This window comes from Frankia gtarii (genome assembly GCF_025403375.1).
GTDB lineage: Bacteria > Actinomycetota > Actinomycetes > Frankiales > Frankiaceae > Frankia > Frankia gtarii.
This window is the reverse complement of the sequence record NZ_JAMPTM010000121.1, coordinates 1-18,537: the sequence shown is the minus strand read 5'-3', so window position 1 is coordinate 18,537 and position 18,537 is coordinate 1. Positions and strand designations below refer to the sequence as shown.

Genomic DNA, 18,537 nt, shown 5'->3' with positions numbered 1-18,537 from the left:
GAGCGCAACCTCGGTGGAGGGGCTGCTCGGGCTGGCCGAGACCGTCGACGAGGTGCTCGGCGCCTACGATCTCGGCCCGGCGCCGAAGACCACCCTCCTGCACGTCTCGGAGAACGTCACGTACCAGGTGGATGACCTGGCCGGTGGGCGTCGCTGGGCGCTGCGGCTGCACCGACCCGGCTACCACAGCCTCGCCGAGATCCACGGCGAGCTCGCCTGGGTGGCCGCGCTGCGCGCCGACCGGGTCGTGCGAACCCCGCTGGTCGTCCCGACCCGCACCGGTGCCCCCGTGGCGACCGCGACCGCCCGGCATGCCGTGCTGTTCGAATGGGTCGACGGACGTTCGCCCGAGGACCTGGAACCCGCCGCGCTGCGAGGGACGTTCAGCCAGCTCGGTGACATCACCGCCCGGCTGCATCGACACGCCCGGAGCTGGGCCCGCCCGCCGTCGTTCGCCCGCTTCGCCTGGACCTGGGAGAGCACCCTCGGCCCCGCCGCCCGGTGGGGGAGCTGGATCTCCGGCCTGCGCACGGCGCTGGCCGACGCGGTCGTCGTCGGAGCGGATGCGGCAGCGGGCGGGAACGACCCGGGATCGCGGGTCGCGGCCGGGCCGGGATCCCCGGGGGCCGCCGGGCCGGGATCGCGGAGTGCTGCCGGACGGGGATCGCGGGGTGCCGCGGCGCGCGAGGCGGTGGAGCTGCTGGGCCGGGCCGTCGCCGTCGCCGAGGAGCGCGTGGCGGCCTTCGGCCGCGGGCCGGACCGGTTCGGGCTCATCCATGCGGACATGCGGATGGCGAACCTCCTCGTCCCCGACGACGCCGGGATCATCGGCGCGGGAGGCCTGCGCGCAGGGCGGACGGACGAGGTCTGCGTCATCGACTTCGACGACTGCGGTTTCGGCTGGTACCTGTGGGATCTTGCGGCGTCGCTGTCGTTCATCGAGCACCTGGACTCCGCCGGCGATCTCGTCGCCGCGTGGCTCGCGGCCTACCAGCGGCGGCTTCCGCTGACCGCCGCGGACGTCGCGATGATCCCGACCTTCGTGCTGCTGCGCCGGTTGCTGCTCGTCGCCTGGCTCGGCACCCATCCGCACTCCGACGCGGTGCCCAGCATCCCGGCGTACGCCCGCGAGACCTGCGACCTCGCCGAGCGCTACCTTGCCGGACGCCTGCTCGCCGGCTGACCGCGGCCGGCCCGCTTGAACGCCCCACTCGCCGGGGACTATGCGGACATCACCCCGCATCGACGAAAGGACGTGCCACATGTTCACCTCGGTCGCGGGTCGGACCGTCGTGGTCACCGGCGGGAGCAAGGGGATCGGCAAGGGCATCGCCCGGGTCTTCGCGACGGCGGGGGCGAACGTCGTGCTCAGCGGCCGGGACGTCGTCGCCGCGGCCACCACGGCCCAGGAGCTCGACGAGCTCGGCGATGGCGCCGTCAGCTTCGTGCTCGCCGACGTGGCCAGCGCCGCGGACAACGCCCGGCTGGCCCGCACCGTCGCCGAGCGGCACGGCGGGGTGGACGTCGTCTGCGCCAACGCCGGGATCTCCCCGTCCGCGCCGCTGGCGACGATGACGGAGGCCGACATCGACGAGGTGCTGGGCACGAACGTCAAGGGCGCCATCCTCACCGTGCAGGCGTTCCTGCCGGCGCTCGTCGCCTCCGGCCGCGGCCGGGTGATCCTCACCTCGTCGATTACCGGGCCGATCACCGGCTATCCCGGCTGGTCGCACTACGGCGCGTCCAAGGCGGCGATGCTCGGGTTCATGCGCACCGCCGCGGTCGAGCTCGCCCGGGACCGGGTCACCGTGAACGCGGTGCTTCCGGGCAGCGTCCGCACCGAGGGCCTCGACGAGCTGGGCGCGGACTACCTGAGCTCGATGGAGGCCGCGATCCCACTGCGCCGGCTCGGCGAGGTCGACGAGATCGGCCACGCGGCGCTGTTCCTCGCCTCGGACGAAGCCTCCTACATCACCGGGCAGGCGCTGGTGGTCGACGGCGGTCAGATCCTGCCCGAGTCGCCCGCGGCCCTGCAGGGCTCGTAACGCCACGCCCGGCTACCGGATGAGACCCGGGGGATCCGCGCCACCCACGTCAGCCGCGGCCGGCCTGCATTCCGGGCAATCAAATGGTGCAAAGCGGATATCGGGGTGCACGCTCCGATCGGCTGGCAGCGCGGCGGGATGATACTCGGCCCGGCGAACGGTGGTGGCCGCATTTCGGCGGAGTTTCGGTCGCCGCGACGCGGCAGGTCGGGCTCGACGTGGCGCGCATCGACAACCGATCCAGTACCCGACTGTCCTCCATTGTCGCGTCGTTGACACGGGATTGACCTGCTATTCCATTGCGACGTTATATGGCCGTGCAGATCGAACCGACTCCTGGTCTGCGTAGTCATGAGCGGCACGGAGGTGTCTGTTGAGTATTTCGAATCCTGAAATTCCGTCTGATGCGGAGGCGCGCGGCAGTGGCGTCCGCGAGGAAATGCTCGTGCCGGATCCCGATCGTCCCCGCGAGGTGCCTTTTCCGGGCGCCGACTGGTTCAGGACGCACCCGAACAGCAAGATCATCACTGCGATGGGCTGGCGCCTGGTCGAGGAGGGCTGCGGCGCGTACAAGGTCGGACCAGGGCCGCAGTGGTCGGACGCCGACCGCCACTCGTACCAGAAGTGGCAGCGGAAGCTGGGGTACACCGGTAGCGACGCTGACGGCTGGCCCGGCCGGAAATCCTGGGACAGGCTGAAGGTCCCGCGGACCTGAGCCGTGTATCCGTCGTCATCGGGCGGGCTTTTCTGCACTACGTGATCCGGGCCGTGGAGGTGTGGGCGTGGGACCGCCGGGCTGAGCATTCCCACGCCCCACCGATCACATCCGGATACGAAGAACGGTCCGCGGCAGTCCCGACGCCAGTGCGGTCGGCAGATGCAGGAGGTTGTCGACGTTTCGACGGCTCCCAGCCGTCACCAACCTCCTGCAATTGCCGACGCAACTGAGACGGGCATCGGTCAACGCGGTGCGCCCGCGCACCACCCTTTGGTCGTAATGGGATGCGCACCCTGGCACCATTCGGCGGCGGGTGCCGAGACGCCGACGGCATGCCTGAAATCCGGTGGCCCCGACCGGCCGCACCGGCGGCTCCGTCAAGCCGCGTGCAGCGCTTCGGCGATCAGGCGGCTGCGTGGCGGCAGCTCGGAGAAGGCAGATTCGACGGTCACGGGCACGGTGCCGGTCTCGGGGTCGGTGCCGGTCGAGGTCTCGGCGCCGGACTGGGGCTCGGTACCGGTCTGGGTCACGGCGTGGTCTCCTGGCGGTCGTCGGCTTCGAGGCTCGACGCCGCTCGGGATTGGGTGTCGTCCGCGGTGCCGCGTGGCGAGTATTGCGCGAGCAGCTCGGTCGCGATGCGCCGTAGGTGCGCGGCGACACCGTCGGGTTGACCGGGCGACTCGTCGACGACGACCCGCGCGCCGAACCCGGCGAGGTCGGCGGCGGCGACGGCCGCACTCGGGAACGAGGCGCACAGCGCCGTCCAGCCGGCGGTGCCCTGGCGGGCGATGGCGGCCGGGACATGCTCGGCCCCGGCGCGGGACGGCGGCCCGGCCGGCGGTTCGAGGCGGCCGCGGGCGCCGAGGACGCCGAGCAGGATCGGGACGATGGCGGGGTCGGCCCGCAGCCGGACCCGGTAGGCCCACATCCGTTCCTCGACCGCGCGGCGCGACTGCGCCCACAGGGCCGGCAGGTCGAGGTCGGCGGGCCGGTGCGCGGGCTCGTCGAGTTTGGTGACCGACTCGATGCGGGAGACCCGAAGCGTGCGCGGGCCGGCGTCCGTCCCGGCGACGAGGTACCAGACGTCGCCTTTCTGTACCAGGCCGTAGGGGTCGACGTCCCGGTCGCGGGCGGGCTCGCCGGCCGCGCGGGCGGCTCGACCGGCGTAGCGGACCCGGGCGCGGTGGCCGGCCCGCAGAATGCCGGCCAGCACCGCGAGCTGGGCGGGCGGTGTCACCGCGTGGCCACCCCAGCGGCCCGGGTCGACGAGCAGGGTGGCGGTGACGGCCTCGGCATCCGGGCGGGTCGCCGCGGGCAGGGCCGCCAGCAGCTTGCGCAGCGCCGAGTCCACCGCGGGCTCCAGCCCGAGCCCGGGACGCCCCGCCGAACCCGCGACCAGGAACAGCCCGTGCGCCTCGTCGGCGGTGAGCCCGGACAGGTCGCTGCGCCAGCCGTGGACCAGCCGCCACCCGCCGCCGTGTCCCCGCTCGGAGTACAGCGGCACCCCGAGTTCGCCGAGCACGTCGAGGTCCCGGCGGACCGTCCGGTCGCTGACGCCGAGCCGCCCGGCGATCTCCCCGGCGGTGAGCTGCTCGTGCGCCTGCAGCAGCATGATGATGGCGATCAGCCGGCTCGCACGCACCCGATCACCGTAGGCCGGCGGCGATGCGTGGCGCCGCACCGGCGTCCGGGTTGGCTGATGGCGTGGTCTGGTGGGGCGGCCCGCGGACGCGCCCGCCGGGGCGGTCTGGCCCGCTCAGGGGGTCACGATCGCGAACGCGGGATCGGGCCCGTCGAGCAGTCCCAGCAGCCGAGGCAGAACGGTGGCGTCACCGTCGACGGCCAGTGTGTCGGGCGCGACCTGCCCACCGAGCAGCCCGAGAAGCTGGGCGCGGCGCAGATGCACGGTGGCATCCGCAGCTCCGGTCCCGGTCCCGGTCCCGGTCTCGGTCTCAGTTCCGGTCCCGGGTCGGCCGCCAGCTCCGCCGCTGGCGCGGGCGTCGGGGTGGGGCCAGTGCACGAAGGCGCCGTGGGACAGCACGCTGCGGTGGCGTTGCCCGGCGTCGGTGACGTCCCAGTCGAGGGTGAACGCGTGCGGCCAGGCGGCCGGGCCGTCGATGCGGATGGCGAACGAGTCGAGGATCTGCTCGACGCTCAGCGCGTCTGCGAGGCCGGTGGAGCCGACCGTCACCGCGCCGGTGCGGGTGCCGCCGCGCAGTTCCTGGGCGCCGGTGAGGTAGAAGTTGCGCCAGGGTCCGTTCTCGGCGCCGAAGCCGAGCCGGGTGTAGACGTCGGCGAGCAGCTCGCGGGCCTCGCCGCTGGCCGGGTCGGCGAACACCGCGTGGTTGAGGAGTTGGGCGGCGAAGCGCAGGTCACCGTCGTCGCGGTAGCGGCGGGCCGCGGCGAGAACCGCGTCGGCGCCGCCCATGCAGTCGACGTAGCGCCGCGCCGATTCGACCGGCGGATGCTCCCACAGATGCGCCGGATTGCCGTCGAACCATCCCAGGTACCGCTGGTAGACCGCCTTGACGTTGTGGCTGACCGAGCCGTAGAAGCCGTGCGTGTACCAGGTCCCGTCCAGCGCCGGATCGAGGTCGACGAGTTCGGCGATCTCGAGTGGTGTGTGCCCCTGGTTCATCAGCCGCAGCGTCTGGTCGTGCAGGTAGGCGTAGACGTCGCGCTGGTCCGCGAGCAACGTGACGATCCGATCGTGGCCCCAGGTCGGCCAGTGGTGGGAGGCGAACGCGACGTCCGCGCGGCCGGCGAACAGCGTGATCGCCTCCTGGAGGTAGCGCGACCAGCCGCGGGCGTCGCGGACCACCGCGCCGCGCAGCGTCAGCAGGTTGTGCAGGTTGTGGGTGGCGTTCTCGGCCAGGCACAGCGCGCGGCGCTCGGGCAGCAGGAAGTTCATCTCCGCCGGCGCCTCCGTGCCCGGGGTGAGCTGGAACTCGAAGCGGACACCGTCGATCGTCTCGACCTGTCCGGTGCGGGTGACGTCGACCGTCGGCGGCAGCAGGGACAGCGTTCCGATCGAACTCGTCTGGCCCAGGCCGGTGCCGACCAGACCGCGCGGACCCGGCGCCAGCGACGCTCCGGTGAAGTAGACGCCGCGGCGCAGCATTGCCCCGCCCGCGTACACGTTCTCCGCGACGGCATGGCGCATGAATTCCGCCGGCGCGAGGATCGGCACGTCCTCTGTGACGATCCCGGCGACCCCGCCGAAATGGTCGAGGTGCGGATGGGTGTAGATCACCCCGGTCACCCGCTGGTCGCCGCGGTGCCGCCGGTAGAGCGCGAGCGCGGCCGCGGCGACCTCGGTGGAGATCAGCGGGTCGACGACGACCACCCCGCGGTCACCCTCGATGAGGGTCATGTTCGACAAATCCAGGCCGCGGACCTGGTAGACACCATCCGTCACCTCGTAGAGGCCCTGCTTCGCGCACAGCCGTGCCTGCCGCCAGAGGTGCGGATGCACCGTCGGTGGGCGGTCCCCGGTGAGGAAGTCGAAGGCGTCGTTGTCCCAGACGACCCGGCCGGTGGCGTCCCGGACCACGCAGGGGTGCAGCGCGCCGAGGAAGCCCCGGTCGGCGTCCGCGAAGTCGGTGCGATCTTCAGGTGAGGTGAGTGTCGCCATCATCGACCTTCCCGAAATTATCGACCTTCCCGAAACTGCAGCGCGGATCTCTCCGGCCCCTGCCGGGGTCCGGTGCCGAGCTGTCGGCACGGACTCTTCCGGCCCGAGACAGGATCGCGGTCCCGCCGGGATGCGGCATTACCGAGAGTGATGGGTATGTACCCGGAGTCTGGCGTGGTCATGTTTCGCGAGGGGCCGCGTGAACAGGACAGGCCGGCGCCGTGAACAGGACAGAAGGTGGCCTGTTCGCCGTCTACCGTCGCCCTCGATCACGCCGCGACGACCCAAGGAGCACCCGCATGAACCCACTGGATGGCCCGCGTCCGCGCGCGGTCTGGTTCGACGACACCCTGCTCGACCGGCCGCTGCAGTTGCCCTGGGCGGTGCTGCCCGGCCGGGTCGCCGCGGCGGCCTACACCCAGGAGCTGACGACGCACGCCTGGGATCTGGCGGTCGCGACGGGTCGTACGGCCCTGCTCGATCCCGAACTCGCCGTCATCTCCCTGGAGATCGCCCGGCAGGCGGTGCCGGTCGAGGGCCGCGAACAGATGCCCTTCGGCCCGGTGGTCGAGGTGCCCGCCGACGCGGACGCCTACCGCCGGCTGGCCGGCCACCTCGGTCGTGCCGTGTCCTGACGAGCCGCCCCACGTGGACGGGACTTCGCAGGGAATAGCCGCCCTTTCCATCGATTTCGGCCGCGCCGATCCAGGCGAATGGAGGCGAACGGGAAAGGCTGGGGTTTCAAGCGCCGGGCAACGCGGTTCGCGTACTGACGACGACGTGACGTGCCGGCGATTGCGCGGAGTGCGGCAAGGGTATCCAGGGGGTGCGCCGAGGAGGGCTTCCCGACGGGAGATCCGAACGGTCGGGGTGACGTGACGGCGCATCTGCCGAAGGGATGGCCATGAAAATCATCAAGCGTTGCAGATTTCTGGTCCTGGCTGTCGTCCTCGCCTTCGCCGCATTCCTGACGGCCGCGCCCGCCGGCGCGGCCTCGCCGTCACCGGCAGGCCCAAGTCTGGCCGCCGTCACACCCGCACCGCCGCCGCCGAAGGCGGTGGACAAGCCGCACGACGGCCCCAAGGATCACAAGGGGCAGCACCGGATCTTCCACCCGGGATACTGGGAGCCCGGATACTGGATTCCCGGTTACTGGTGGCACCACCACTACTTCCCCAAGGTCTGGCATCCCAAGGAATGGCACCCCGGCTTCTACTACTGGGGTAACTGGCCGACCGCCTGACCGGTGGCTGCCCGATCTGCTGACCGCGATCTGCTGACCGCGGTGTGATGCCGCGGTGTGATGCCGGTGCGCCGGATTCCCGCTGTCGGCCCGCTCGGGTCGGCGGCGGGAATCCCGGCCGTTCGCGTGGGCGCGCTCAGCTGGCCGGCAGGATCCGCCCGCACCGAGGCTTGCCGGGTACCGGGACGAACTTCTTGCCGTCCGGCGTCACCTGCACGTAGTCGTAGCAGGGCGCGATGTCGGCCACGCCCTTGCTCAGGTTGATCGGCGCAGGCAGCAGCCCGTCGGCGTCGAAGCGGGTCTGGTGGCGCAGACCGGCCAGCACACCCGCGCGGGTCGGGCAGACGCCGGCGGCGGCGATCGCGCGCAGCAACAGGTCGGCGCTGATCCAGCCGATCAGCGCGGTGCCGTCCGGCAGCGCGGCGGCCTGCGGCGCGTAGGCGGCCATCGCGGCGAGGAACCGCCGGTGCGCCGGGGTGTTGAACTCGAACGGCGTGTAGTCGAGGAACGCGTACGCACCCGCGGCGGAGTCCCCGACCCGGGCGAGCTGGCTGCGGTCGTAGCTGGTCGGGTTGCCCAGGATCGCCTTGAGGTCGAGGTCGGCGTCCTGCACCGCGGCGACGATCTGGTAGAAGTTCGGTGCCGGGACGAAGGCGATGATGCTGTCGGCGCCGGAGTCGCGGACCTGGTCGACGAACTGGTCGGCGTCGAAGGACCCGTCCGGGACCTGGAGGTTGTCCGAGACCTTCAGACCGGCGGCGCGCACACTCTTCTCGGCGGCGCGGGCCATCGCCCGGGTGGCCGAGGACAGCTCGAGGGACACCGTGACCGCGCGCCGCGCGCCCCGGTTGGCGAGGAACTCGCCCCAGCCGCTGGAGGTGGGTTCCTCCACCGTCGGCCGGGAGTAACTGAACACGTTCGAGCGCGGCGACAGCGACGGATCGGTGATCTGCCCGTCGACGACGGGAACCCCGGTGGACTCCAGCGACTTCGCCGACCCGACGGCTGCCACGCTGAACTGGAGGATGCCAAGCGCCCGGTCACGCTGCGCCAGGATGCGCCCGCCGACGGCGTTGAGTTCCGGGGCTGCCTCGTCGTCCTCGACGCTGTAGGAGAGCTGGCGTCCGTTGATCCCGCCCTTGGCGTTCGCCTCGCCGAGGCGGGCGTCCACCCCGGCGCGGAACAGCGCGCTGGGGTCGCCGGCGTACGGCGAGCCGGAGTACAGCATGCCGAGACTTATCTTGCCGCGGTCGACGCCTGGCGTCGGCGCGCACGGGTCCACCCCACCGCGGCGGACCTGGCTCAGGATGTCCCCGCCTCCGTCCCCGCCGCTCCCGCCGCAGGCGGTCAGGCCGAAGACCAAGCTGGCGACCGCGGTACCCGCCGTGACGAATGAACGCAGGCTTCTTCTCATTCCTCACCGTCTCTGTTCCTGTCCGGGCCTGCGCGTGGCCGGGCTTGCGCGTGGCCGTCCACCAATGCGGGGACGGGCCCTTTCGAGCCCATTTCCGGCCCATGGGTGGTATTCGGGCCGGTGCCCGGTCGGATCAGACCGGCCGGGCCGGGGGCAGTACAAGGTATAGGGCGCCCCACAGCCGGATTCAACGTGTCCCGGCGCGGGCGTCAGCGCTGTGCATTTCGCGGACTCATCCGGCAGTGCGGCGCCCGCCGGGAAGGTCGGGCCGCGGCGGCGGACCCTCCTGGCGAGGGAATGAGTGATGCGGCTCATTAACCGCCGGTTACGGCGCCCCCGATTGGTGCCATCGACCCGGCCGGATTACCGGTCCGGGCGACGCGGCGATGCCGATCAGGCCTGCGGACGCGCGGTATTCCTGGGATCCAGGAGGGGCGCGGGTGCGGGTTCGAATACCCGGCTACGGCCGCGTTTCCGGATTCGATCCGTCGAAATCGTGGCCGGGGAAACCTTCCTGCATATCGGCTTGCCGGCCGGCAGGGCAAACTCGACCCCACCCTCGGTGGGCACCGCGGAGCACGCGGCACCGCCGGCCGGCCGACGGGCGCCGCGCCCCAGCCCCGGTGCGCCGCCCCCGGTGCACTCCGTGCCGGCCGAGGCCAACCGAGGCCAGGACGATCATCGCGGTCCCGGCGCCGAGCGGGGTCAGCGGTTCACCGAGGAGCAGCGCCGCCCAGGCCAGGGTCAGCACCGGTTGGGCGAGCTGGAGCCGCCCGACCCGCGCCACCCCGCCGAGGGCGAGCCCCCGGTACCAGACGACGAAGCCGAGGAACATGCTCACGACGCTGACGTAGCCCAGGCCGGCGGCGGCCCCGACCGTCACGTGCCGCGGCGGATGCGCGGCGAGGCCGGCCGCGGCCAGCGGCACCGTGACCGGCAGTGCCGCCAGCAGCGCCCAGCAGATCACCACCGCGCCGTCGACGCGCCGCGCGAGCAGCCCGCCCTCGGCATAACCGAGGCCGACGAGCACGACCGCGGCGAGCACCAGCAGGTCCGCCAGCCGCGGCCGGCCCGCGCCCTGGACCACGGCGAAGGCCAGGACCGCGGCGAGCCCGACCCCCAGAGCCGCCCAGTACGGCGGGGCCGGCCGCTCCCCGGCCAGGACCACCGCGAACCCTGCCGTCGCCGCCGGCGCCAGGCCCACGACGACGGCGGCGTGCGCGACCGGGACATCCGCGAGCGCCCACGAGGTGAGCAGCGGGAACCCGACGACCACGGTCGCGGCGATGACGATCGTCGCCACCCGCCCGTCCGGGGGGAGCAGGGGCAGACCGCGCCGGCGCAGCAGGGCCACGGCGAGACCCGCGGCCAGCACGGCGCGGCCGGCGCCGACGGTGAGCGCCCCGAAGGCCGGCTCCGCGGCCCTTGTCGCGACCAGCGTGAGGCTGAACGCCACCACTCCCGCGGTGCCCGAAAGCAGCCCCCGCGCTTCCCTGCTACCGACGGATGCGCTTCCCTTACCTCTCATGTACGAGGATATCGGCGGAAGCGCAGCCGCAGCCGCAACCGAGGTCGAGGTCGAGGTCGAACCGCGTGGGCCGGGCGGGCAGGCGGGGATCGTCGACGAGCTGACCGCGCTGTGTGCCCGCCTGCCCGCGGGCTCGGCGCTGCCGAGCACCCGGGAGCTCCAGCGCCGGCATCGGGCGAGCGCGCTGACCGTGCAGCGAGCCCTTGCGGCGGCGGCCGCCCGGGGGCTGCTCGTCACCACACCCGGGCGCGGCAGCGTCGTCGCCGAGCCGCCGGCGTTCAGGTCGACCGATCTGAGCTGGCAGACCGCAGTGCTCGGCGCCCGAGACGACCTGCCGCACGACATGACCGAGCTCTATTCGCCCGTCCCCGACGGCGTGCTCGATCTCGCCTCGGGCTATCTGGACCCGGCGGCCCAGCCGGTCGGTCTGCTCGCGGCGGCCGCCGCCCGCGCGGCGCGGCGGCCCGGCGCCTGGGATCGCACCCCGGTGGCCGGCCTGCCCGACCTGCGCGGGCTGATCGCTGGCCTGGTCAGCCCGGCCCACAGCGCGCAGGACGTTCTCATCACCAGCGGTGGGCAGGCGGCGCTGGCGCTGGTCTTCCGCGCCCTCGGTCGGCCCGGCGAGGCGCTCGCGATCGAGCACACCACCTACCCGGGGGCCCTGGCCGCCGCGCGGGCCGCGGGGCTCGTCCCGGTTCCGGTGCCGGCGGACGCCGCCGGGGTGCGCCCCGACGATCTCGCTGACGTGCTTGGCCGCAGCGGGGCCCGGTTGGTCTACCTCCAGCCGCGGCACGCCAACCCCACCGGGGCGGTGCTCGCCCCGAACCGGCGCCCGGCGGTGCTCGCCGCCCTGCGGGAACACCGGGCGTTCTGCGTCGAGGACGACTGGGTGGCGCCGCTGGACCTCACCGCGGTCAGCCCACCACCGCTGGCCGCCACCGACCCGGACGGCCACGTCGTGCACGTGCTGTCGTTGTCGAAGAGCGTGTCCCCCGGCCTGCGGATCGCGGCGGTCAGCGCCCGCGGCCCGGTCGCGGCCCGGCTGGCCCGGGTGCGGATCACCGACGACCTGTTCGTCGCTCCGGTGCTCCAGCAGACCGCGGTGGAGCTGCTCAGCACCCCGGGCTGGCGCCGGCACCTGGCATCGCTGCGCCGCATGCTGCTGGCCCGCCGGGCAGCGCTGCTCGCCGCGATCGCGCGGTCCCTGCCCACCATCGACCCGCCGCAACCACCCAGCGGGGGCGTGCATGTCTGGCTGCCGCTGCCGGCCGGCGCGGACGACCGGCTCGTCACCGCGGCCGCCCGGCGGGTGGGCGTCGCCGTGGGCCCCGGCAGCGCCTACACCGTGGGCGAGGCCATCGCCCCCCACCTGCGCCTGACCTACAGCCGTACCCCGGGCGAGGGTCTCGTCGCCGCCGTCGACCGGCTCGCCACGGTGCTGCGCGACGGGTGAGCCCCCGACCGGGGGTCACGCTCCGTCGCGGTCGGCCCGGTTCGGTCGGGTCGCAGTCGCTGACCGGGCATAGGTATCGGGTACCGAGGGGCGGACCACCGCGGGACCGCCCCGCTCGCCCGGGTTGGACGGTGACGGTCATATGGGGGACGAGGCGCGCATGCCCGCACGGTCCCGCTGGCCTGGGTCCGGATCCCCACCCGTCGCCCGCTGGTGGCGGCGGGCGGCGCTCGGCGTCTGCGTGGTCGCCGTCGCGGTGGCGGCGGCCGTGCTGACGCTGCCCGCCTGGCCCGCGCTGATCGTGGTGCGGGCCGCCGCGGTGGCGTCGACGACGGCCGGCGCATCGGCCTGCTTCGTGACCGCGGCTCGATGCGAGGACGCGGAACGCACCTGGCGCCTGCTCGTCGGCGTGATGGTGCTGGCCCTGGCGGGGACGGCGGTCGCCTCGCTGCACGACGCCCTCGGCGGCGGGCAGCCCGTGCCGCACATCACCCTGCCGATGCTGGTGCTGCTCCTGCCGTGGCTGTGCGGCCTGGCCGGGGTGCTGCGCTATCCGACCGATCCGTTCGACACCCTCGCGCGCGGGACCGCCCGCCAACGACGCTGGTACCTGATCACGGTGCTCGACAGCGTCATCGTGACCGGCGCCGTCGCGCTGCTCGCCTGGGTGACGGTGCTGGAGAACGGCATCTCCGGCGGCGACCATCCCGTCTACGACATCCTGCCCGCGCTCGTCGTGACCGCCGCCGCGCTCGTCACCGCGGTGACGATCATCCTGATCGCCACGTTCCGCCGGCCGCGGTCCCTGCTCGGCCTCAGCCTGCTGGGCTCGGGGTTGATGGTCTTCGCGCTGGCCATCATGATCTATCTTTACGCGACGACCCGGGATCTCGCCGATCTTCCGCGCATCCTGGACCTGGGCTTCGTGACCGGCCCGCTGCTGGTGGGCCTCGCCGCGCTGCTGCCGTCGGCGTCCCCGTCCACCGGCGTCATCCCGGCGGCGCAGTGGGGCGCCGCCTGGTATCGGCGGCGCTGGTGGCACGTCATGCTGCCCTACCTGCCGCTGCTCGTCGCCGGCGCCGTCGCGGTCGTCCGGGTGGTGGGGACCGACCTGGCCGGGCAGGAGGAGATCTGGGCGTTGCTGTGCCTGCTCGTGCTGGCCCTCGTCCGGCAGATGACGACGATGGCCGACAACGTGCGGTTGTTGGAGCGGCTGGAGGACAACCAGGTGGAGCTGCGCCGGCTCGCCTTCCACGATCCGCTGACGGGTCTGGCCAACCGGGCGCTGTTCGCCGACCGGCTCGACCAGGCGCTGGCCCGTCACGCCCGGATGCCGCATCCGGTCGCCGTGATCTACTGCGATCTTGACGACTTCAAACAGGTCAACGACGCGCTCGGGCACGCGGCCGGCGACGAGCTGTTGCGCGTCACCGCCCGTCGGCTGACCGGATCCGTACGGGCCACCGACACCGTGGCCCGCTTCGGTGGGGACGAGTTCGCCATCCTGCTCGAATCCGCCCCTGCACACGCGAATGGCCCCGAGCCGGCGGCGGGTGACGCCGACGACCCGGTGGCGATCGGGCGCCGACTTGCCGAGGCGGTCCGCGTCCCGGTCCAACTCGCGGACACCACCTACGCCGTCGCGGCCAGTTTCGGGCTCGTCGTCGTCGGCCCCGCCGATGTAGCGATCACGGCCGAGACCCTGCTGCACCAGGCGGACCTGGCGATGTACTCGGCCAAGTCCGGCAAGGGCGGACTCCTCACGGTCTACGACGCCGACCTCGCCGCGCCGGACACCGTGCCCGCCCTGCACGCCGCCCTCGCCGCGGCCGCCCGGGACGACCCGAGTGGCGGCCAGCTCAGCGTCTCCCTGCGACCCGTCGTTGATCTGGCGACCGACGAGGTGTCCTCCTACCAGGCCCGGATGGAATGGCACCACCCCCGGCTGGGCGTGCTGCGCCCACAGCGGCTGGCGGCCCTGGGCGACTCGGCCGGCATCGGGCCGACCCTCGACCGATTCCTGCTGCGCCATGCGCTGGCGTGGATCGCCCGCCGGACGCCCCCCGGTACGCGTCCGGCGGCGGTACACGTGCCGCTGCTCGCCGCGCGGGCGACCCGGACGGGCCTGACCGCGGAGATCTCCTCCGCGTTGACCGACGCGGGGCTGCCGGCCGGTGCGCTCGTCCTCGACATCCGCGGGACGAGCCGGGACCGTGACCTCGACGCCACCGCCCAGGTCCTGACCCGGCTGCACCGCATGGGCGTGCGGATCGCCCTGGACGAGGTCGGCTCGGCGGACACCACCGTGGACAGCCTGCGGCTGCTCCCCGTTGACATGATCACGCTGCATCCCGCCTACACGGCGCTGTGGGTCGACCCGTCGACGCAGGAGCGCCTACGCATCTTCACCGACCGCTTTCTCGCCACCGTGCTCGAGCTGGGGATCGAGATGATCGCCGACGGCGTCGACACCACCTGGACGGCACGCCGCCTGCTCGAACGCGGCTGTCACCTCGCCACCGGCGACATCGTCGACAACCGATCCCCGCCACCCGAGACCGCCGCCCGCGCGTGAACCCGACCATCCGCGCCGTCGTCGATCAACTCCTCTGATTCTCCCGAGCCCCGAGCCCCGGGCGTCGGGCGTCGGGCGTCGGGCGTCGGGCGTCGGGCGTCGGGCGTCGGGCGTCGGGCGTCGGGCGTCGAGCCCCGGGCGTCGGGCGTCGAGCCCCGGGCGCCGGCTCAGCGGCCGGTGAAGCGGGGGTCGCGGCGCTCGGCGGTGGCCCGCACGCCCTCGGCGAAGTCGGTGGTGGCCCGCAGGATGGCCTGCTCGGACGCCTCCCGCTCGGTGGCGGCCTGGATCGCGGGCACAAGGTCCGCCCACATCGTCCGCCGGATGCTGCGCACCGCCAGGGGCGCGGCCGCGGCGATCTCGGCGGCGAACGCGAGCGCAGCGTCGCGCAGCCCCTCCGCCGGGGCGAGCCGGTCGGCCAGGCCGATCTCGAACGCCTCCTGCCCGCCGACGCGACGGCCGGTGTAGAGCAGGTCCAGCGCCTTCTGCTGGCCGACGACCGCCGGCAGCGTCACCGACAGGCCGAAGCCCTGGTGCAGGCCGAGCCGGGAGAAGTTCGCCACGAACCGGGTCTCGGGGCTCGCCACCCGAAAGTCCGCGGACAGCGCGAGCCCCACCCCGCCGCCGATCGCGCTGCCCTGCACCGCCGCCACCACCGGGATCGGGGCGGTGAACAGCCGCAGTGCCGCCCGGTAGAGAGCCGGCGCCCCCTCTTCGGCCGAGACCGCCGCAGCCGTGCTGGTGCCGGCGAAGTCGGCGCCCGCGCAGAAGTGCTTGCCCTGCGCGGCGAGGACGATCGCGCGGACCTCGGAGCCGGCCGCGAGCTTGTCATAGGTGTCGGCGAGCTCCTCGATGAGGTTCACGTCGAAGTAGTTGTGCGGCGGCCGGCGGATCTCGACGACCGCGACGTGGTCGGGCCGGGTCTGGACGGCGACGTCGCCGGACTCGCTCATGCTGATCCTCCGTGGTGCTGGTCGGTGCCCCTGTTGGTCGGTGCCCGGCACGCCCCGGTCCGCGTTCGCGCGGGCATGGGACGGGCGGTTGCCGGGGGCCAAACACCCCGTCCGACATCCTGGCCGATCCGGCTGCCTGGGGCGCGCCGTACCGGCTGGCCGAAACGGGGCGATCGTCGGCCCGTCGTCCGGCTGGGGCTTATACCGCATCCGCCGCATTGCCGGGCGGGGACCGCATCAATTCGCCGGCTATCCGTATCACTGGCGCGTCACCGTCCGATCACGAAGGATAGTGCCCGTCGGCTTCCGGGGATATTTCGTCGGCCTCGGAAGCCGGATGTGGTGCGCCCTTCGTGGGTGCTCCCTGCTGTTTGTCGTCGGTCCACCTGGGGTTTCTTTCAGATGCGGTGGATCGTCCGGTGAAATCCGTGAACCCGTGCCGGGAAAGGAAGATCATGGCTGTTGACGATATCGATGTGCAGGCGCTGGTCGGGCGGGCGGCAACCGCCGCGACCGCCGTGTCCGAGGCGCCGGGCGGGCCCGACCTGGACGACCGAACCTGGGCCCGTGGGGACTACTCGGTGATCGCCCGCCTGCTTGTCGGCCTCGGCGGCGACCTCGTCCGGGCCGCGGGTGTCGCCCCCGTCCACCGGGTGCTCGACGTCGCCGCCGGCAGCGGCAACGCGGCCCTCGCGGCTGCGGAGCTGGGCGCGGACGTGACCGCCTCCGATCTCACCCCCAAGCTGATCGAACGGGGCCGGCAGGCGGCGGCTGCGCGCGGCATCAGCATGGAATGGCTGGAGGCGGACGCGCAGCGGCTGCCCTTCGTCGACGACGACTTCGACGTGGTGGTGTCCTGCATCGGCGCGATGTTCGCCCCCGATCAGGCCGCGACGGCGCGGGAGCTGGTGCGGGTGTGCCGTCCGGGCGGCACGGTGGCGATGGCGAACTGGACCGCCGGCGGGGCGATGGGACGGCTGTTCGCGTTGCTGGAACGGCACGCCCCCACCCGTCCGGAGGGTGCGCTCGCGCCGACGGACTGGGGCAACCCCGACCACGTGCGTGCCCTGTTCGGTGACCGGGTCACCCGGCTGGAAACGCACCGGCGCACAGCCCGGCTGGACTTCGCCGGGTCGCCGGCGCAATGGTGCGCGCTCTACCGGGCGTCTTTCGCGCCGGTCGTCGAGACATACGAACGTCTCGGTACGGATCCGAAACTCCTCGCCGCGCTCGACGACGACCTGCTGCGATTCGCCGCCGGCGAGTATCTGGGTCCGCTGGGCGGTCCGGGGCGCTACGAGTTCGAATACCTCCTCGTGTTGGCCGAGGCGGCCGCCTGACGGCGCTTTCCCGGTCTCCCCGGCCAGCCGCTTCGCCGGCTCGGCGGCTCGGCGGCTTCAGCGGTCGGTGGCAGGCCAGAACACCGCCTGCGGCACCGGTGAGCTCGCCGCGGTGGCCGAGCCGAGGACGATCCCGGCCGGGGTGATGGCCCGCGCGCCGCTGTAGGCGCCGCCGAGAGTGCCGAGGTCGGTGAGCCGGCCGGTCTGCCAGCGGAACGCATGCGTGACGCCGCCGACGCGGGGCGCGGTCACGGTGCCGCAGACGATCCCCTGATCGTTCAGATCGGCCGGCTCGACGTCGCCCCCGGCCACCCGCAGCGGGATGCGGCGTCCGGCCTGCCAGAGGAAGGCGCTGTACGACTCTCCGAACGAGCTGACGAGCACCTGACCGACGCCGTTGATCGCAATCGCGCTGGACCCGGTGTCGCCTGGCAGGGTGCCCAGGTCGATTGCGCGGCCCCGGTCCCAAAGCACGGCGCGACGGGCGCCGGTCCCGGTGTCGCTGGAGCCGACGATCTGCCCGCGCTCGTTGACGGCGACGGCGGCGCTCGACGGGCCGCCGAGCGTGCCGAGGTCGTGAACGGTCCCCGCGGACCAGCGGACGGCGCGCTGCTGCCCGCCGGCGGTCGTACTGGTGCCGACGATGTGGCCCGCGGCATTGACCGCCACGGCGGCGCTCGACGGGCCGCCGAGGGTACCGAGATCCCGTGGTCGGGCGCCCCACCACAGGGCGGCGTGCTCCTCGCCGTCATCGGTGCTGCTGACGCCGACGATGGCCCCGGTGCGGCTGATGGCTCTCGCGCTGCTATGCCGCCCACCGAGGCCGCTCGTGCCACCAAGGAAGCCCAGGAGCTGGTAGTTCCCGTCGGCCCAGCGGAACGCCTGGCGGTCGTAGTGGGTCACCGCGTCGCCGATGACGACGCCGGCGGCGTTCACGGCCGCCGGCTCGTTGCTGCCGTCGAGGTAGCGCGCGACGCCGGCGCGCCAGATGCCGCCGACAGCGCTGTACGGGGAGTTGTCCCAGCTACCGACGAGCAGCCCGGCGGCGTTACCGGCAGTGAGTCGGCCCGGGCTGTCGGCGTCGGGGCCGCGGACGACCACCGGCGGTCTGATCGGGGAGCGCTGCAGCGGCACGGTGGCCTGGACGGTCGCAGCCGCGGCGGGCGGGACCGCGCCGAGTGCGAGTGGCGCGGTGGCGCCGGCCATCGCGGCGAGGCGCATGAATGTCCTGCGGTCGTTCGGCACGGGTGCCGCCTTCCCTCTTCGCCAGGCGGAGGACCAGGCACTCTCCATCCGGCAGCTACGCTATGAAGTTATATGGTGGCGCTATGTCGCGATGCCGTCAATGTGCGACACACATCCAACCGGCGCCCGCCTCGCCTGCCGCCGCGCTTATCGCATCTTTCTGTGACTGGTCGCGTACGCAGTCATGTCGAGGTCTGGCTACGGTTTTGGGCCCCAAAACCGTGAGTACGCCTCGGTGCGATCTGGCCGCAATCTGGCCGCAATCTGGCCGGAAACCGGGCTGGCCGGACGGTGGAGCGGCCTGGGGTGCGCCAGAGGATTGGCTCGCCTGCCTGAGGTTGACAAACGATGAGGAAGCACCCGTCTGCCCGGGTCGGGTGGGTCAGATGGGA

15 protein-coding genes are annotated in these 18,537 nt (G+C 73.1%); 8 read left to right on the top strand and 7 right to left on the bottom strand.

Translation table 11 applies throughout. The features are described 5' to 3' along the window. From NBZ83_RS17915 to NBZ83_RS17905, 3 genes are all read left to right on the top strand, one after another. Nucleotides 1-1,183, top strand: a 1,183-nt coding sequence (locus NBZ83_RS17915; protein WP_308203805.1) for a phosphotransferase enzyme family protein, incomplete at its 5' end; no start/stop codon positions are given. A 79-nt stretch (nt 1,184-1,262) separates the two neighbouring features. Next, nucleotides 1,263-2,045: a 3-oxoacyl-ACP reductase FabG gene (gene fabG, locus NBZ83_RS17910; protein WP_261575439.1), complete on the top strand. Its 783-nt coding sequence runs from the start codon at nt 1,263-1,265 to the stop codon at nt 2,043-2,045. 445 nt (nt 2,046-2,490) lie between these two features. Further along, nucleotides 2,491-2,760 carry a peptidoglycan-binding protein gene (locus NBZ83_RS17905; protein ID WP_261575438.1) on the top strand — a complete coding sequence of 90 codons (270 nt, stop codon included), beginning with the start codon at nt 2,491-2,493 and terminating at the stop codon, nt 2,758-2,760. 380 nt (nt 2,761-3,140) lie between these two features. Here the strand turns inward: NBZ83_RS17905 and NBZ83_RS17900 are convergent, their stop codons facing one another. The 3 genes from NBZ83_RS17900 to NBZ83_RS17890 form a co-directional block, all read right to left on the bottom strand. Continuing rightward, complete coding sequence (locus NBZ83_RS17900; protein WP_261575437.1) at nt 3,141-3,293, bottom strand: hypothetical protein; 153 nt, start codon at nt 3,291-3,293, stop codon at nt 3,141-3,143. Beyond that, on the bottom strand, nt 3,290-4,405 hold the full coding sequence (locus NBZ83_RS17895) for a helix-turn-helix transcriptional regulator (protein ID WP_261575435.1): 1,116 nt from the start codon (nt 4,403-4,405) through the stop codon (nt 3,290-3,292). Before NBZ83_RS17895 ends, NBZ83_RS17900 begins: the two co-directional genes overlap by 4 nt. 114 nt (nt 4,406-4,519) lie before the next feature. Continuing rightward, nucleotides 4,520-6,397, bottom strand: coding sequence for an alkyl/aryl-sulfatase (locus NBZ83_RS17890; RefSeq protein WP_261575434.1), 1,878 nt, complete (start codon nt 6,395-6,397; stop codon nt 4,520-4,522). 299 nt (nt 6,398-6,696) lie between these two features. Here NBZ83_RS17890 and NBZ83_RS17885 point away from each other — a divergent pair, with 299 nt between their 5' ends. Together NBZ83_RS17885 and NBZ83_RS17880 are read left to right on the top strand one after the other, a co-directional pair. Then, nucleotides 6,697-7,032, top strand: a complete 336-nt coding sequence (locus NBZ83_RS17885; protein ID WP_261575433.1) for a TIGR03086 family metal-binding protein — start codon at nt 6,697-6,699, stop codon at nt 7,030-7,032. A gap of 269 nt (nt 7,033-7,301) precedes the next feature. After that, the gene (locus NBZ83_RS17880) at nt 7,302-7,640 is read left to right on the top strand and encodes a hypothetical protein (RefSeq protein ID WP_261569479.1); all 339 of its coding nucleotides are present in this window, start codon (nt 7,302-7,304) and stop codon (nt 7,638-7,640) included. A 136-nt stretch (nt 7,641-7,776) separates the two neighbouring features. Here NBZ83_RS17880 and NBZ83_RS17875 read toward each other — a convergent pair whose 3' ends face one another. After that, nucleotides 7,777-9,054 carry an ABC transporter substrate-binding protein gene (locus NBZ83_RS17875; protein WP_261575432.1) on the bottom strand — a complete coding sequence of 426 codons (1,278 nt, stop codon included), beginning with the start codon at nt 9,052-9,054 and terminating at the stop codon, nt 7,777-7,779. A 460-nt stretch (nt 9,055-9,514) separates the two neighbouring features. Further along, nucleotides 9,515-10,582, bottom strand: a complete 1,068-nt coding sequence (locus tag NBZ83_RS17870) for a DMT family transporter (RefSeq protein WP_261575431.1) — start codon at nt 10,580-10,582, stop codon at nt 9,515-9,517. Between NBZ83_RS17870 and NBZ83_RS17865 the strand changes: the two genes are divergently transcribed. Together NBZ83_RS17865 and NBZ83_RS17860 are read left to right on the top strand one after the other, a co-directional pair. Then, the gene (locus NBZ83_RS17865; protein WP_261575430.1) at nt 10,581-12,035 is read left to right on the top strand and encodes an aminotransferase-like domain-containing protein; all 1,455 of its coding nucleotides are present in this window, start codon (nt 10,581-10,583) and stop codon (nt 12,033-12,035) included. The two genes, NBZ83_RS17870 and NBZ83_RS17865, sit on opposite strands and share 2 nt — an antisense overlap. A 160-nt stretch (nt 12,036-12,195) precedes the next feature. Next, nucleotides 12,196-14,610 carry an EAL domain-containing protein gene (locus NBZ83_RS17860; protein ID WP_261569475.1) on the top strand — a complete coding sequence of 805 codons (2,415 nt, stop codon included), beginning with the start codon at nt 12,196-12,198 and terminating at the stop codon, nt 14,608-14,610. Between the two features lie 167 nt (nt 14,611-14,777). Here NBZ83_RS17860 and NBZ83_RS17855 read toward each other — a convergent pair whose 3' ends face one another. Next, the gene (locus tag NBZ83_RS17855) at nt 14,778-15,560 is read right to left on the bottom strand and encodes an enoyl-CoA hydratase/isomerase family protein (protein WP_261569474.1); all 783 of its coding nucleotides are present in this window, start codon (nt 15,558-15,560) and stop codon (nt 14,778-14,780) included. 455 nt (nt 15,561-16,015) lie between these two features. Here NBZ83_RS17855 and NBZ83_RS17850 point away from each other — a divergent pair, with 455 nt between their 5' ends. Further along, nucleotides 16,016-16,900 (top strand): class I SAM-dependent methyltransferase, encoded by an 885-nt coding sequence (locus tag NBZ83_RS17850; RefSeq protein ID WP_261569473.1) that lies wholly within the window; start codon nt 16,016-16,018, stop codon nt 16,898-16,900. A gap of 57 nt (nt 16,901-16,957) precedes the next feature. Here NBZ83_RS17850 and NBZ83_RS17845 read toward each other — a convergent pair whose 3' ends face one another. Then, nucleotides 16,958-18,145, bottom strand: coding sequence for an HAF repeat-containing protein (locus NBZ83_RS17845; protein WP_261575429.1), 1,188 nt, complete (start codon nt 18,143-18,145; stop codon nt 16,958-16,960). Nucleotides 18,146-18,537: the final 392 nt, after the last annotated feature.

Excerpts from the sequence above, each read along its gene's own strand:
- fabG (WP_261575439.1), top strand. The coding sequence starts at position 1,263 with ATGTTCACCTCGGTCGCGGGTCGGACCGTCGTGGTCACCGGCGGGAGC.
- NBZ83_RS17890 (WP_261575434.1), bottom strand. The coding sequence starts at position 6,397 with ATGGCGACACTCACCTCACCTGAAGATCGCACCGACTTCGCGGACGCC.
- NBZ83_RS17885 (WP_261575433.1), top strand. The coding sequence starts at position 6,697 with ATGAACCCACTGGATGGCCCGCGTCCGCGCGCGGTCTGGTTCGACGAC.
- NBZ83_RS17880 (WP_261569479.1), top strand. The coding sequence starts at position 7,302 with ATGAAAATCATCAAGCGTTGCAGATTTCTGGTCCTGGCTGTCGTCCTC.
- NBZ83_RS17875 (WP_261575432.1), bottom strand. The coding sequence starts at position 9,054 with ATGAGAAGAAGCCTGCGTTCATTCGTCACGGCGGGTACCGCGGTCGCC.
- NBZ83_RS17865 (WP_261575430.1), top strand. The coding sequence starts at position 10,581 with ATGTACGAGGATATCGGCGGAAGCGCAGCCGCAGCCGCAACCGAGGTC.
- NBZ83_RS17870 (WP_261575431.1), bottom strand. The coding sequence starts at position 10,582 with ATGAGAGGTAAGGGAAGCGCATCCGTCGGTAGCAGGGAAGCGCGGGGG.
- NBZ83_RS17860 (WP_261569475.1), top strand. The coding sequence starts at position 12,196 with ATGCCCGCACGGTCCCGCTGGCCTGGGTCCGGATCCCCACCCGTCGCC.
- NBZ83_RS17855 (WP_261569474.1), bottom strand. The coding sequence starts at position 15,560 with ATGAGCGAGTCCGGCGACGTCGCCGTCCAGACCCGGCCCGACCACGTC.
- NBZ83_RS17850 (WP_261569473.1), top strand. The coding sequence starts at position 16,016 with ATGGCTGTTGACGATATCGATGTGCAGGCGCTGGTCGGGCGGGCGGCA.